Below are 14756 nucleotides of genomic sequence, written 5' to 3'. Positions count from 1 at the left end.
TGGACCGGCGTAACCAATTGGGCGTGACGGTCCGTTTTTTTGTGTCTTAAAAGGGTAACTACTAGTATGAAGAGGTTCATCTAATAGTAAGCATATTTATTGGTCAACAATTTTTCATCTGATAAGATAAACTGTAATGATGATTTTTACATTAAAGGAGCGGAAAGAATATGAAGTTAAGCGTACTTGATCAATCACCTGTATCAAGAGGCAATACGCCAACAGAAGCACTTAGAGAAACAACAGTACTTGCACAAGAAGTTGAGAAGCTAGGCTTTCATCGATTCTGGGTTTCAGAACACCATAGTACGAAGAGTCTGGCTGGGTCAAGTCCTGAAGTCCTGATCTCACATCTGGCAGCGAACACAAAGCGTATGAGGATTGGCTCTGGTGGGGTGTTGTTACCACATTATAGTCCATACAAAGTAGCGGAAAACTTCCGTATGCTTGAAACGTTAAATCCCAATCGTATTGATCTTGGGCTTGGACGCGCTCCAGGAGGGATGCCGAATGTTACAAAAGCTCTCGCTGGGGGAAACAGTATGGGGATTGATAACTATTTAGAGCAGGTGAACGAACTAGCTGCCTATTTGAAAGGGGAAGACCCTGAGAGAATGAACGTACGAGCAACACCGCTTGGAAGTACGGCACCTGAGATGTGGTTGTTAGGATCAAGTGGGGCAAGTGGAATGATGGCAGCGCAGCGCGGACTTGCGTTTACCTTTGCACATTTCATTAATGGATATGGTGGAACGAATGTGGTTGACAAATATCGTTCTCGTTTTGTACCATCTGAATTTAACGAGACACCGAAAACAAATGTAGCTATATTTGTCATTTGTGGTGAAACAGAAGAAGAAGCAGAATATTTGGCATCTAGTTTGGATTTATCGATCTTATTAATCGAACAAGGAAAGTCAGGTGACGGATTTCCATCCCCTGATGAAGCGCGTAGCTTTCCATATACAGTGTTTGATAAAGAACGGATTCGGGAAAACAGAAAAAGAATGATCGTAGGTAGTCCGACCCAGGTAAAAAAACAAATTGAAGAATTAGCAAATGCTTATCAAACAGATGAAGTGATCATTAATACGATTACACACGATTTTCAATCTCGACTGAAGTCTTATAAACACATTGCAGATGCATTTCAAATAGATGAGAAACCCTTTTCTTGACAAAATGAACTGTAATAATTAGAATTACACTATACCTTGACTCAGTTGGAACACAAACTAGTCTTCCAAATAAGGAGGTAAATGATGATGAATCAATTACATCAACAAACTCAATATCAAAAAGGTGATTGGGTAAAAGGAAAGTCAGTCCATGATGAACTAATTCATGGATATGTCGAATCTGTAAATAACTATCTTGGAACGATTAAAGTATTTGTTCTAGAATGTGATAATCCTGAGACTGTAGGAAAAGTAATCGAAACTTTCCAGAATCGTATTTCCCAGCTGGAGGAACCAAATTTTGAACAGGATGAATCCTTCTTGTTAAACCTTATTGAAGTTTCTTTAATTACGAAAGATAAACAATGGTTCATGGAACTTTCTGCACAACTTAAGCAGCTTCGCCACGAGTCGGAGGAAGCAGTTCCCTGTTAAAATTTTCTTGCCAGCTACAAAAGAAGTACGATAGGATGGAAGTGGAAGAAAGTGTCGGGAGGCGCTGCAATTGAATAGTGATTTTACTCTCGCCGTACACAGTCTGGCTTTGCTCGCAATTAAGCCAGGGCAGATGGCAACTAGTGATTATCTTGCCGGAAGTGCTTCTGTCCATCCCGTTCGTATGAGAAAAATTCTTAGTTTACTCAAGAAAAACGGTTATATCGTTTCAAAAGAGGGTGCTGGAGGTGGGTTTACTTTATCTTGTCGTGTAGAAGATGTCACGCTTGATAAGATCTATAACCTTACCTCTATAGGTACTCTCCAACCAAGGTGTCCTGATTCGAATCAGTATTGTCTTGTGGGAGCGAATTTATCAAATGTACTGGGCGATATTTTCACAGATGCTGAGAATCATTTAACAGCATTCTTGAAACAATATACGATTCGTGATATTATTCAAAGCCTAAAACAAAAACAATTATAAGTAATTGTTTTTGTTTTATATCTTAACTGTAACAAAAAAAGTTTCAATAAAATTATTGGGGGTGAGCAGACATGAGTACAGGTCTGGTGGTAAGAAATGAAGGAAGCAAGCTTAATATGAAAGATTGGAATCGATTAGAAAGATCCGGTCAGCTAATTAAGAGAAACAACGGAAGATTTTTGATAAAGCCAGAACATACAAATCGCGATGTATATATTATTAAAAGTGGTAGTATTGCCATTTATCATGCGGATAACATGAATGAGTCTCTAGCAGTTCTTGGGCCGAATGATGTTTTGGGCAATCGCTCTATTTTTGTACATCAAAACTTGTATGCAAAAACAATAACTAATGTTGAGCTCATTCAACTTGATCAAACGTCCTATCGTGCTTTGTATCTGGCTTACCCTGAATTAGCAATTAAACTAACAACGGAGCTATCAAGATTAAAATTAATCATTGATTTTCCTGAACGCACAGCAACTTCTTTTGTGAAGCAGGTTAAAAACGGATTTCAGAATTTGATTAATAAAAATACTAGCAAAAAGGGAAGATACTGCCACAATTGCTAATGATTTTTTGTTTTCTAACTGTAATGATATATGTTACATTATAGTGTGGGTGAGATAGGTTATTAGACCATCAATAGAGAGAAATTTTATGGATAGAAAAAGGAGAGAAACAAACGATGTCTGTTAGTATACAAGAGAACAATCGTGTTCTAGATGTTATGAAAGATCGTCATTCTGTAAGGAAATTTGAGAAAGGAATCGAAATTCCTGAGGAAGTTATGAATGAGATTTTAAATGCTACGATTGAAGCTCCGTCTTCTTGGAACCTTCAACATTGGAAGTTCCTTGTTATTGAAAGTGATGAGCAAAAAGAAAAGCTACTTCCAATTGCTTTTAATCAGCAACAAATCGTAGATAGCTCTGCTACTATTGTTATTCTAGGAGACCTTGAAGCAAATCTACATGCTGAAGAAATTTATGGCCAGGCAGTTGAATTAGGATTCATGGAAAATGCTATAAAAGAAACGCTTGTTAGCCAAATCAATGGCGCTTACGAAAGAGAAGGCTTTGCTTTAAGCGAAGCAATCAAGAATAGCTCATTGGCTGCAATGCAATTGATGCTTGCTGCAAAAGCAAAAGACTATGACACGGTGGCAATGGGTGGTTTTAATCCAGTTGCCCTTGTAGAAGAGTTTAACATTCCTTCGCGTTATGTACCAACAATGCTTATTTCTGTTGGTAAAGCAGCTGTTGAAGCGCATGGAACAGCTCGCTTCCCACTTGAGTGTGTTGTCGTGAAAGAAAGCTTCTAATCTTAAATCATGTTAAAGGAAGGGCACTGTCCCTTCCTTTTTTTCTGTCTTAACAAAGTCTTGATAGCCAAACGCAATAGCCTCACTATACTTATTTTTCATAGTGTTTCTAGCGAGTGTGTATTTGAGAAATAATGAAACGTCGGAATGATTTCCATTCCGTTTTCTGATTTAACGATAAGACAAGGTATACTAAGGAGAGATCGTAAGGGGGAATATAATGGAACAAAAAGCAAATACGGAGAAAAAAATGAATTGGCGCGGACTATCAAAATTAATTCGTGATACAAATCCTTCAAAGTCTCTTGTAGCACTTGCTATTGCATTGAGTATGATTGGAACCGTAGCTGGATTAATCGTGCCATTTTTTACGAAAAATCTAGTTGATCAGCTCTCAGGTAGCTCGCTATCTTCGGGAGTTATTACATTATTAATTGCTGCCTTTGTTGTTCAGGCGATCTTCTCTGGTTTATCTATGTACCTCCTGTTGTATATAGGAGAGACAGTGGTAGCTCGGTTGAGAGAGCGATTAATGAAGAAAGTCCTTTCTCTTCAAATATCTTATTTTGACAGCAATAGGGTTGGGGATACGACAAGTCGTATTGTGAATGATACTGGAGTAATAAAAGATCTTGTCTCGAATCATTTAATTAGTTTGTTAACGAGTACGCTGTCGATTGTCGGTTCTATTGGGATATTACTATACCTTGATTGGAAATTAACAGCTATTTTACTTGCTGTTGTCCCTATTATGATGATTGGGATTCGTTTTATCGGAAAGCGAATGTATAAAGTATCAAAGGGATTGCAGGAAGAAACGGCTAAGTTTACAGCAACAATCACACGAGTATTATCAGAAGTTCGTCTTGTGAAATTCTCGATGGCAGAGAATGTGGAAGAAGAGAATGGGAAAAATGGCATTAAAAATGTCTTCTCTTACAGCATGAAGGAAGCGAAAATCTATGCCCTTCTTATGCCTCTTATGACGTTATTGTTAATGGGGGTTCTCGTAGTCATTGTAGGCTACGGTGGCGTTCGCGTATCAACAGGAGAACTATCAGCTGGAGAGCTTGTCGCTTTTCTTTTATACCTTTTTCAAATCATTATTCCATTCAGCTCAATGGCAAGGTTCTTAACAGCAATCCAAAAAGCAATGGGCGCAACAGAGCGTCTGCAATTTTTACTTGATCATGATAGTGAAGCACGACTGAGCGGAGATGAAGTTGAAGATCCAGCAAAGTTGCTTTCATTTCATAACGTTGAATTTTCCTATGGGAAAGAACTTGTGTTGAAAAAGGCTTCCTTTGAAGTACCACCCGGTAAAATCACTGCAATAGTTGGTCCAAGTGGTAGCGGTAAAACGACTACATTTTCATTAATTGAACGATTTTATCAACCTCAAAAAGGTGAAATCGCACTTGGCGGAAAAAATATTCATGACTTTTCACTTGTCTCATGGCGGAAGCAAATTGGATATGTCTCTCAGGAAAGTCCGCTCATAGCAGGAACCATTAAAGAGAATATTGTCTATGGGCTAGAAGAAGATGTTTCGGATGAGAAAATTGAAGAGGCAGCAAAGCAAGCTTATGCCCTGCCTTTCATTCAAGATCTTCCAAACGGTTTTGATACAGAAATTGGCGAAAGAGGAATCAAGCTTTCTGGTGGGCAGCGACAGCGGATTGCAATTGCAAGAGCGATTGTTCGAAATCCATACATTCTCTTGTTGGATGAAGCTACATCTAGTCTTGATAGTACGTCAGAAGTTCAGGTTCAACGTGCGTTGAACAATTTAATGAAGGGACGTACGACGATTGTTATTGCTCATCGTCTTTCGACCGTTGTTCATGCCGATCAAATCTTAGTTATGGAAAACGGTATTGTATCAGATCAGGGCACACATCAAGAGCTATATATGACAAGCCGTCTTTATAAAGAGCTTGCTCAGCAACAGTTTCAAATTGAAGAAAGTTTATAAGAAAAGGCGTCGGGATCTCCCGACACCTTTTTTAAGTATTAATTAGATACACCCGTTGAATGCGCTTCTCTTTTTTCTTCCTTCACTTTTTCAAGGAAGCGTTTTGTCTCAGCGACAACAACTCCTGAAAGACCGAGAAGTCCAATCAAGTTTGGTAGTGCCATTAAGCCATTGAAAATATCAGCAAGAAGCCAAACAACGTTTAGTTTTAACGTTGTTCCGACAAAAACGGCCAATACGAAAACGAAACGATAATATTTAATCGACGCGTCTCCAAAAAGATAAGAGAAGCATTTTTCGCCATAGTAGGACCATCCGAGAACAGTTGAATAAGCAAATAAAATAAGTCCAATTGTAACGATGAGCGCTCCAGGAACACCCAGGAATTTCTCGAACGTCGCTGTCGTTAAGGCTGCTCCGTTCAAATCTCCACCATAGAGATCACCCATAACGAGCGCGATTCCAGTGATGGAACAGACAACAATCGTATCAATGAACACCTGTGTCATAGAGACAAGTGCCTGACGTCCTGGGTAATCGGTTTTAGCAGCCGCCGCCGCAATTGGCGCAGAGCCAAGTCCAGCTTCATTCGAAAATACCCCACGTGCTACACCATAACGGATTACGGCACCAATGGCACCACCAGCAGCAGCTTCACCTGTAAAAGCGTCTGAGAAGATAAGGGAAACAGCAGCAGGAACAAGACTAAGATTCATAAAGATCACGACTAATCCACCAATAACATAAAATAAGGCCATAACTGGAACAAAGTAAGCCGTCACTTTACCGATGCTTTTAATTCCACCGAGAATAACCATTCCAGTAAAGAACATTAGGACAAGTCCAGTAATCCACGGAGCGATCCCGAAAGTAGCGACAGCATCTGCTACCGAGTTGGACTGTACCATATTTCCAATTCCAAAAGCTGCGAAAGCACCAAAAAAGGCAAAAGTCATCCCAAGCCACTTCATATTAAGTCCTTTATCAAGGTAGTACATCGGCCCACCGGACATTTCACCATTTGAATTCACCGAACGGTACTTAACAGCAAGGATTGCCTCAGCGTATTTCGTTGCCATTCCAAAGAGAGCACTGATCCACATCCAGAGAACCGCACCAGGCCCACCAACAAAAACAGCCGTTGCGACACCGGCAATGTTTCCCGTTCCGATCGTAGCGGCAAGTGCCGTCATCAAAGCCTGGAAGTGAGAGATATCCCCTTCTGCGTTTTTATCTTGTTTCTTCGTGAAGGCTTGCTTCAACGCATATGGAAGCATGGTAAACTGGAGAAACCCAAGGCGAATAGTGAGGTAAATACCCGTTCCCACAAGTAGGACGAGCAGAGGCCAACCCCATACAAATCCACTAATGTTATTTAATGCTGCTTCCAATAAGAACTCCTCCTTTATGTATCTTAATACTAAATATTCTAACAAATTACCACAATTACCTTTCAAATACAAAATAATTTTTTTAGGATGCTGTCGAATAATGATACAAATAAGGTTTTTACATCATCTTTGAAGCACTCTAATGGATGGAAATAAGAATATTTTGTATGGTAGATAAAGTAGAGGAGGATGCTAGATGAAGTATTTTGATTTCACAAATAAAGTGGCCGTCGTTACAGGTGGAGGCAGAGGCATTGGTAAAACAATTGCACGTGCTCTATCCGAAGCGGGAGCTACTGTGGCCATTGTTGGTAGAACAAAAGAAGTTCTTGAAGATGCAGCAAAAGAAATAAGTAAGGAAACAAATAGATCAGTCGTTGCATTTGTAGGAGATGTCACGAATGAGGGAAGTATTCAGCAAATCATAAGTGACATTCATGAAAGCATAGGGACAATTAACATTCTCGTTAATAATGCTGGGAAAACTGTTCGAAAGACAATTGAAGATCTTGAACCGGATGAATGGGACGATGTGATGAAAACGAACGTGAAATCAGTTTATATGATGACTAGAGCAGTTCTCCCTGATTTAAAAGATGGCGAAGGATCTAGGGTTATTAACATTGCATCGATGGCAAGTGAAGTTGGACTTCCATTTTCCACCCCGTATGGCCCAAGTAAAGCGGCTGTAGTGCAATTAACAAAACAGTTATCACAGGAACTCTCCCCACTCGGGATCACTGTTAATGCGATAAGTCCTGGCTTTATTAAAACGCCGTTTAACGAAAAAGCATTAGAGAATCCTATTCTTTTAAATAAAATCAACGGAAGTAATCCGGTGCATCGAGTAGGTCGGTTAGATGAATTGATTCCAGCCTTTTTATCTCTTGCATCACCGTATGCGAGCTATACGACCGGACAAAATATTGTTATTGATGGCGGAACGACTTCACACGCTTTCTAAAAAGCAACTTGAAAGAACAACGATTCCCATTTATAATAAATGTAACCTGAAAAGTAAAAGGGGCAAATTTTATGTTATCGGTGATTCTTAACTAACGTAATTTTATAGATGGATTGGCTTTTAAAGTAGCATGTATTCTATGCTTATTTAAATATGCCTTCTGTCAATTTAGTTAAGAACACAGAAAAGCTCAAGAATGACAACAACCATTCCAGCTGCGCTCTGTGCGCAGCTTTTTGTATGCTTTTTAGCATGGGAAATGGGTGTCGTCTACCCTTTTATAGAAGAGCTACGTATGAACCTGTGTTCATACGTAGCTCTTTTTTTGTTGGAAAGGAAGTGACAAGTATGTTAATTGAATGGAAGTTTTTCTTAAGATTCCTGAACATATACGAATTGAGGAGGAAGAATATTGAACGAACAAACTATGGTAACACTTGAATTTGATAAAATTCGAAGCGAAGTAGCTCACTATGCCCTTTCAGAAGAAGCAAAAAGTGAGATCCAGAAAATGAGACCGTTGCACGATAAAGAGGTTGTGCAAAATCGATTAAATGAAACGACAGAGGCGAAAGAAATTATTAAGAAAAGCTCAAGCGTCCCTCTTCATGGTCTTCATGGCATTATCCAGGTGATGAAACAATTAAACAAAGGTGTTCCTTTACGGCCAGATCAGCTGATAACTGTGCTTGATTTAATCGAAAGCGGCCGGAAACTGAAACAGTTTATGACGGGGAAAGAATGGCTGGCGCCTACAATTTCAACTTATATCTATTCTCTTTATGAGATTACGGATCTTGAAGAAGAATTGAAACGAGCGATCAGAAATGGTGAGATTGATGATGCAGCGAGTAAGGAGCTTGGGAGAATTAGAAAGAAAATAACCGTTTATGAAGAACGAGTGAAAGAAAAACTGAATCATCTTCTGCGTTCATCTTCGAAAAGGAAAGCACTTCAGGATACGATCATCAGCGATCGAAATGGCCACTATGTTGTCGCTGTGAAGAAAGAATATCGGAATCAAATAAAAGGAACCGTTCATGACCAATCTTCAAGCGGTTCGACTGTATATATTGAACCTGAAGAAGTTCGTAAAGTTCAAATGGAATTAAATGAAGTAAAGGCAGATGAATACTTGGAGGAACAGCGAATTCTAAGCAGATTAACTGGAGAAGTGGAGCGATATGCGCAAGAGATCTCAATCAACATTGAAACAATGACACACTACGATTATATTTTTGCAAAGGCGAAATATAGTGTAGCGATTGATGGCGATCAAGTAAAGCTATCAAGCGAGCCAATACTTGAGTTACAAAATGGTCGTCATCCCTTACTCTCTCATGAGGCTGTACCGCTTTCCCTTGAGTTAGGGAAAGCATATAAAGGACTTGTGATAACCGGTCCCAATACTGGTGGGAAAACCGTATCAATTAAAACAGTCGGGCTTCTTTCAATGATGGTGCAATGTGGTTTACACATACCTGCTGATGAGTCTTCTGTTTTTGGGATGTTTGGATCAATATTAGTTGATATTGGAGACGGACAAAGCATTGAACAATCGTTGAGTACTTTCTCTTCTCGAATATCGAACATTATTTCCATTTTACAAGCAGCAGCGCCGGATTCTCTTGTTATTCTGGATGAACTTGGTTCGGGTACAGATCCCGGTGAGGGGATGGGTATTGCCGTTTCTATTTTAGAACAATTGAATCGTCTGGGGTCAACTATTCTATCCACAACACACTATAGTGAAATGAAAAATTTCGCTTCAGCTCATCCAGATTTTGAGAATGGATCAATGGAGTTCGATCCAGAGACATTGCGCCCAACGTTTAAACTACGGATGGGTGTTCCAGGAGAAAGTCAGGCATTTGCCATCGCATTACGTCTTGGTATGCATCCGAATATTATTGAGCGAGCTCATGAAATCACGTATCAAGAAAAGCAATCCTATCGAGAAGGGTTCAACCAAAAAGATCACTGGCACTATGAGCAGCAGCTAAAAAGTAAAAAAGTAGAGAAACCGCGAAGCCAGAAAAAAGTGGAGGTCGAGAAGATTTTTGAGAATTATTCGATTGGAGATAGTGTAGCGATCCCTTCGTTGAAAGAGAAAGGAATCGTTTATCAACCAATGGACGATTTTGGGAATTTGATTGTAATGATAAATGGCCAAAAAGAAACGATTCATACGAAGCGTGTAAAGTTACTCTTGCCTGCTAGCGAGCTTTATCCGGAGAATTATGATTTTGATATACTATTTGAAACTGTTGAGAACAGAAAGAAAAAGAAATTGATGAATCGCAAGCATATTGATGGTGTGAAAATTGATTATGAAGAGTATTGAAAAGCAAAGAAAAAATTCTAGTTTGGAACCACACTATAAGTAACCTTATCTTAATCCAATTAAAAGAAGGTAGTAAAGGAGGGAATAGAGAAGAATCTTTTATAGAAACGATAATGAGGAGGTATAATTATGAATTTCGGAGCTTTTTCTGTAAGTTTAAGTGTAAAGGATATCCAAGCCTCAAAGCATTTTTACGAAAAATTAGGTTTTCAATCGTTTGGAGGAGATATTTCTCAAAATTGGCTCATTATGAAGAATGACAGTACCGTCATTGGTCTGTTTCAAGGGATGTTTGACAAAAATATTCTAACGTTTAATCCAGGTTGGGATGAGAACGCTGAAAATCTTGAAGTGTTTACAGATATTCGAACACTCCAAAAGCAGCTAAAAGAAAACGGAGTGAATATTCTTTCTGAAGCGGATGAATCAAGTGAAGGGCCAACGAGTTTTACAATAGAAGACCCTGATGGCAATCCCATTCTTGTTGATCAGCATAGATGAAATCGAGAATCGATTGTATCAGCTACTAAAGATTTCTTTGATTGCATGAAAGAAATTTGAATGTAAGCGTGGTAGATTTCCTAAAAAAAATTCTCTGCGTAAAATTCCTTCCTAAAGGGTAATGCATCTAATAGAACATTCTGCTCAGGCAGAAAAGATGGCAAAGTGGAGGATGAGAGAGATGCAAAAAATGAACAGAGGAATTTTAACAGCAGTTTCCTCAATTGCGATTGCTCAGGGTTTGAAGATCCTAACTCATAAGGTGTTAAAAGGAGAATGGGATGTGAAGCAAGTTGCGACAACGGGTGGAATGCCTAGTTCGCATTCAGCTGGTGTTGCAGCCCTTACTTCTTACATTGCTTCAAATAAAGGATCTCGTCATACAAAAACGGCTCTCGCCACTATTTTCGGTGTGATTGTTATGTACGATGCCCAGGGGGTTAGGCGTCATACAGGAGAAATTGCTGCTCTAGTAAACGATCTAGAGGATAATCTAGCGACGATCTCTGGAGATTACCCTAGCATGGAATTTGTGGAAAGGGAAAAAGAGTTGAAAGAGCTTCTTGGACATCAACCTGTTGAGGTCCTAGGTGGAGCCATATTAGGGTCAGCTTTAGGCTTTCTTTCAGCTAAATATGAGAATAAGTAGTAGAGAGAGGAAATCATAGGCGCTTCGCCTATGATTTTTTTCGTGAATTGGCAGATCGCGGAAATAATCGCAAAATCGCGGATATATTTCAGTTATCGCGGAAAAAATCGACTTTTCGCGGAAATATCCTAAGTATCGCGGAATTAATAGCTTTCTACAGGAATCATCGGATCACCAGCACATTACATAAACAGATTTCTTTCTTTTGGAGAATGATTTTGAAATAATAATGAATGCAAACAGGTTAGAGGAGGAAATAAATTGACACATACAACGAAAACAACTGAAGCGTTATTTAGAACGTTCAATAGTGAAAAATTATCTTTAGAAAATCGCACAGTTATGGCGCCAATGACTCGAGGCTTTTCACCAGGAAACGTACCAGGTGAAGATGTAGCTGCTTATTATCGCCGTAGAGCAGAAAATGGGGTGGGGCTAATAGTGACAGAAGGAACTGGGATTAACCATCCTTCATCGGTTTCAGGTGCGAGTATTCCTGTCTTTCACGGTGAAGAAGCACTAGCAGGCTGGGAAAACGTTGTGAAAGAAGTCCATGAAGCTGGCGGTAAAATTGCACCTCAGCTTTGGCATGTTGGGATGACTCGAAAAATGGGCGAACTGCCAAACGAAGAGGCACAACCAGTTGGTCCTTCAGGTCTAGCACTATCTGGTGAGAAGGTAAACGAGCCTTTGACAACAGAAGAAGTGGAACAGCTTGTTGAAGCGTATGCAGATGCAGCAGCAGATGCGAAGCGACTTGGTTTTGATGCGATTGAACTTCATGGAGCACATGGTTATTTGATCGACCAATTTTTCTATGAGCAGACAAATAAACGGACTGACCGCTATGGCGGCAATCTTGTAGGGAGAACTCAATTTGCTGTAGAAATTATCGAAGCCTGCCGTCGTAAAGTGGGGCCAGACTTCCCGATTATTTTCCGTTTTTCTCAATGGAAAATGAACGATTTTAAAGCGAAGCTTGCGACTACATCTGAGGAATTAGAACAGTTCCTAACGCCGCTCGTTGAAGCTGGAGTAGATATCTTCCACTGCTCAACACGTCGTTTCTGGGAGCCTGAATTTGAAGGTTCCGAATTGAATCTAGCTGGTTGGACGAAGAAACTAACTGGTAAGCCGGTTATTTCAGTAGGCTCAGTCGGACTAGATGGAGAATTTACAAGCTTTGCTGGAGCAAATACGACAAGTCTTGATGGTTTGATTGAAAAGCTTGATCGTGAAGAGTTTGATCTTGTAGCAATTGGTCGCTCATTATTAATGGACCCTGAATGGGTAAGCAAAGTACGTGATGGCCGCGCAGATGATTTATTACCATTTGATAAAGAAGCTCTCCAAAAATTATACTAAATATGTGAAGTGGTCATTATCTGACTGCTTATAATAAAACCAAGTATTTCTCTAGAAAGAGGGATACTTGGTTTTATTCATAATACATAGGATAATAACGTTCTATTATTTTCCAAAAATGCTAAGATAGGTGTAAAATCTATAAGTAAGAATGATTAAAAAATAACGATTATGGAAGTGACACGGCAGATGCAATCTTTATTAGCGAACTTTTCCATCTTATTATTTATGCACCTATGCATCCAAAGCGTATACTATCTTGCCTTTCAGAAGCGGTGGCCGAGTCAGGTTGTCGCTGTCGCGCACATATTCATTGTGGCAATCGGTATTATTTTCCTTTATATGTTGCCGGTATCGTTAGACGGGTATCTATATGATTTACGAACCATTCCTATGGTAATACTAATTCTGTACCATGGGTATCAATATGGCATTCCCGTGCTCATAATCATTACACTAGCTCGATTCGCTTTTCCAGGTGACTTTATTTACTTAGAGATCTTTTTCACCTTGTTAATCCCAACAGTTGTAACAATGCTAGTACGACAGAAGCTTTTTCGAAACCTCACATATTTGAAGCTGTTTTTTTTATTTTGTTGGCATCTGGTTTATTTCAGATGCGATCGTTGGCTATATCATTTCAGAAGACATCACGCTCTATTCTTATTTAATACGGTTTATCTCCTTTCAGCTATCTGCCCTAATTATGTATTTCTTTATTCAAATGAGCACTAATAATCTTGAGATGAGTCAGCAACTTCGCTTTTATGCTGAACACGACTCTCTGACCGGATTACTTAATCTGAGAAGTTTTCTAAAGAAAGCGAAAGCTCAGGAGACTCATTTGATAAAAATGGTAGCCATGCTTGATCTTGATTTTTTAAGCAAATTAATGATAAATATGGTCATCTTAACGGGGATCGCGTTTTGGCTGAATTTGCAATGTTCCTTTCAGATCAAAGCGATAATTGGCTCGTTGCACGATACGGAGGAGAAGAGTTTATTGTCATGCTTGAAGCATCAACGAAAGATGAGGCATATGATCGCATGAAGGATTTGCAGCACAATTTAAGTAAGCAGCGATTTATGACCGAGATGGGAGACGAAATAAAGGATGTTTCTGTTTCAATTGGATTAGCTGAACTCGATCTTGAAAAACCATTAATGGCATCCGTTGAACGAGCAGACAAGTCTCTTTACAGAGCGAAGAAAAATGGGCGAAACGAAGTATGCTTTTAGCATTTTGCACATTCGTTGGTTTAAAAAGATGAATTTGCGGAATATAACAAGTGTTAAGGATTTTAAAGGAGGACGAATTGTCATGAAAGTACTCGTTATTGGAGCAAACGGACAAGTAGGAACACATTTAATTACAAAATTAGCAGAACGCGGTCATGAGCCAGTTGGTATGATTCGCGATACAGATCAAGTTAAGGCGATTGAAGATGCAGGCGGTAAAACCGTGCTTGGCGATCTTGAAAAAGATTTCTCACAAGCGCTGTACGGATGTGAAGCGGTTATCTTCGCTGCAGGTTCAGGACCGCACACTGGCGCAGATAAAACCATTATGATTGACCAGGAAGGTGCGATTAAAGCAGTTGATGAAGCGAAGCAACAAGGAATTAAACGCTTTGTCATGCTAAGTACTGTTGGATCTGATTATCCTGAAAAAGGTCCAGATAATATGAAGCCTTATTTACATGCGAAGAAACGTGCCGATGAGCACTTGAAAGCAACAAACTTAACTTATACTATTCTTCGTCCAGGTAGTCTTTCAAATGAGCCTGGAACAGGACAAATTAGAGCAGCCGAAACACTTGAAGATAAATCTGGTGAAATACCACGTGAAGATGTGGCTGCTGTTCTTACTGAAGTCTTGGAGAACAAGCATACGTTTAACCGAACATTTGAAGTTTTAAATGGTGATCAATCGATAAGTGATGCCATCGGTCAATTGTAAGAGCAGTTATCTAGAGAGACTTAACTTATGTTAAGTCTCTCTTTTACGTTGGAGAAAGTTACTAATTGAATTTCTTAATGGGCTATAGTAAAAATTGAATAGTGACTATTTCCCCAAATTTAAAGGTGGGAATTGCGCTTCAAGCTTACAAATGATAATGTGGTAAAGGTCAGTGCATGAAAG

Annotated in this window: 15 protein-coding genes; 14 read left to right on the top strand and 1 reads right to left on the bottom strand. The window is 39.4% G+C overall.

All coding sequences use genetic code 11. The features are described 5' to 3' along the window. Window positions 1-170 precede the first annotated feature (170 nt). From ACIFPW_RS12985 to ACIFPW_RS12960, 6 genes are all read left to right on the top strand, one after another. The gene (locus ACIFPW_RS12985; RefSeq protein ID WP_430244824.1) at window positions 171-1178 is read left to right on the top strand and encodes an LLM class flavin-dependent oxidoreductase; all 1008 of its coding nucleotides are present in this window, start codon (window positions 171-173) and stop codon (window positions 1176-1178) included. Between the two features lie 84 nt (window positions 1179-1262). After that, window positions 1263-1613, top strand: coding sequence for an IDEAL domain-containing protein (locus ACIFPW_RS12980; protein WP_242057233.1), 351 nt, complete (start codon window positions 1263-1265; stop codon window positions 1611-1613). 70 nt (window positions 1614-1683) lie between these two features. Next, on the top strand, window positions 1684-2100 hold the full coding sequence (locus ACIFPW_RS12975) for an RrF2 family transcriptional regulator (protein WP_194218847.1): 417 nt from the start codon (window positions 1684-1686) through the stop codon (window positions 2098-2100). A gap of 71 nt (window positions 2101-2171) precedes the next feature. Further along, the gene (locus tag ACIFPW_RS12970; protein ID WP_194218848.1) at window positions 2172-2672 is read left to right on the top strand and encodes a Crp/Fnr family transcriptional regulator; all 501 of its coding nucleotides are present in this window, start codon (window positions 2172-2174) and stop codon (window positions 2670-2672) included. Window positions 2673-2788: 116 nt separating this feature from the next. Next, window positions 2789-3424 (top strand): nitroreductase family protein, encoded by a 636-nt coding sequence (locus ACIFPW_RS12965; protein WP_430244821.1) that lies wholly within the window; start codon window positions 2789-2791, stop codon window positions 3422-3424. A 220-nt stretch (window positions 3425-3644) separates the two neighbouring features. After that, complete coding sequence (locus ACIFPW_RS12960) at window positions 3645-5399, top strand: ABC transporter ATP-binding protein (protein ID WP_430244819.1); 1755 nt, start codon at window positions 3645-3647, stop codon at window positions 5397-5399. A 38-nt stretch (window positions 5400-5437) separates the two neighbouring features. On the opposite strand, the gene ACIFPW_RS12955 is transcribed toward ACIFPW_RS12960, so the two are convergent. Continuing rightward, on the bottom strand, window positions 5438-6790 hold the full coding sequence (locus ACIFPW_RS12955; protein WP_430244818.1) for an alanine/glycine:cation symporter family protein: 1353 nt from the start codon (window positions 6788-6790) through the stop codon (window positions 5438-5440). 196 nt (window positions 6791-6986) lie between these two features. On the opposite strand from ACIFPW_RS12955, the gene ACIFPW_RS12950 reads away from it, so the two are divergent. The 8 genes from ACIFPW_RS12950 (at window position 6987) to ACIFPW_RS12915 (ending at window position 14573) form a co-directional block, all read left to right on the top strand. Beyond that, window positions 6987-7754 (top strand): SDR family NAD(P)-dependent oxidoreductase, encoded by a 768-nt coding sequence (locus tag ACIFPW_RS12950; protein WP_430244816.1) that lies wholly within the window; start codon window positions 6987-6989, stop codon window positions 7752-7754. 412 nt (window positions 7755-8166) lie between these two features. Further along, window positions 8167-10098 (top strand): endonuclease MutS2, encoded by a 1932-nt coding sequence (locus tag ACIFPW_RS12945; protein ID WP_430244814.1) that lies wholly within the window; start codon window positions 8167-8169, stop codon window positions 10096-10098. A 129-nt stretch (window positions 10099-10227) separates the two neighbouring features. Beyond that, window positions 10228-10599 carry a VOC family protein gene (locus tag ACIFPW_RS12940; RefSeq protein ID WP_430244812.1) on the top strand — a complete coding sequence of 124 codons (372 nt, stop codon included), beginning with the start codon at window positions 10228-10230 and terminating at the stop codon, window positions 10597-10599. Window positions 10600-10780: 181 nt separating this feature from the next. Beyond that, complete coding sequence (locus ACIFPW_RS12935; RefSeq protein WP_430244810.1) at window positions 10781-11248, top strand: divergent PAP2 family protein; 468 nt, start codon at window positions 10781-10783, stop codon at window positions 11246-11248. A gap of 261 nt (window positions 11249-11509) precedes the next feature. Further along, window positions 11510-12613, top strand: a complete 1104-nt coding sequence (locus ACIFPW_RS12930; protein ID WP_430244808.1) for an NADH:flavin oxidoreductase — start codon at window positions 11510-11512, stop codon at window positions 12611-12613. A gap of 171 nt (window positions 12614-12784) precedes the next feature. Next, window positions 12785-13348, top strand: a complete 564-nt coding sequence (locus ACIFPW_RS12925; protein WP_430244806.1) for a LytS/YhcK type 5TM receptor domain-containing protein — start codon at window positions 12785-12787, stop codon at window positions 13346-13348. Between the two features lie 153 nt (window positions 13349-13501). Continuing rightward, window positions 13502-13852: a GGDEF domain-containing protein gene (locus ACIFPW_RS12920; protein WP_430244953.1), complete on the top strand. Its 351-nt coding sequence runs from the start codon at window positions 13502-13504 to the stop codon at window positions 13850-13852. Between the two features lie 82 nt (window positions 13853-13934). Beyond that, window positions 13935-14573, top strand: a complete 639-nt coding sequence (locus tag ACIFPW_RS12915; protein WP_226615180.1) for an SDR family oxidoreductase — start codon at window positions 13935-13937, stop codon at window positions 14571-14573. The last annotated feature ends 183 nt before the right edge of the window (window positions 14574-14756 follow it).

Origin of the sequence: Pseudalkalibacillus sp. NRS-1564 (assembly GCF_050467905.1) — a bacterium.
GTDB lineage: Bacteria > Bacillota > Bacilli > Bacillales > Guptibacillaceae > Guptibacillus > Guptibacillus hwajinpoensis_B.
Note: the sequence above shows the minus strand (reverse complement) of the source record. Positions and strands in the feature narration are given on the sequence as shown.

Excerpts from the sequence above, each read along its gene's own strand:
- ACIFPW_RS12985 (WP_430244824.1), top strand. The coding sequence starts at position 171 with ATGAAGTTAAGCGTACTTGATCAATCACCTGTATCAAGAGGCAATACG.
- ACIFPW_RS12980 (WP_242057233.1), top strand. The coding sequence starts at position 1,263 with ATGATGAATCAATTACATCAACAAACTCAATATCAAAAAGGTGATTGG.
- ACIFPW_RS12970 (WP_194218848.1), top strand. The coding sequence starts at position 2,172 with ATGAGTACAGGTCTGGTGGTAAGAAATGAAGGAAGCAAGCTTAATATG.
- ACIFPW_RS12965 (WP_430244821.1), top strand. The coding sequence starts at position 2,789 with ATGTCTGTTAGTATACAAGAGAACAATCGTGTTCTAGATGTTATGAAA.
- ACIFPW_RS12960 (WP_430244819.1), top strand. The coding sequence starts at position 3,645 with ATGGAACAAAAAGCAAATACGGAGAAAAAAATGAATTGGCGCGGACTA.
- ACIFPW_RS12950 (WP_430244816.1), top strand. The coding sequence starts at position 6,987 with ATGAAGTATTTTGATTTCACAAATAAAGTGGCCGTCGTTACAGGTGGA.
- ACIFPW_RS12940 (WP_430244812.1), top strand. The coding sequence starts at position 10,228 with ATGAATTTCGGAGCTTTTTCTGTAAGTTTAAGTGTAAAGGATATCCAA.
- ACIFPW_RS12935 (WP_430244810.1), top strand. The coding sequence starts at position 10,781 with ATGCAAAAAATGAACAGAGGAATTTTAACAGCAGTTTCCTCAATTGCG.
- ACIFPW_RS12925 (WP_430244806.1), top strand. The coding sequence starts at position 12,785 with ATGGAAGTGACACGGCAGATGCAATCTTTATTAGCGAACTTTTCCATC.
- ACIFPW_RS12915 (WP_226615180.1), top strand. The coding sequence starts at position 13,935 with ATGAAAGTACTCGTTATTGGAGCAAACGGACAAGTAGGAACACATTTA.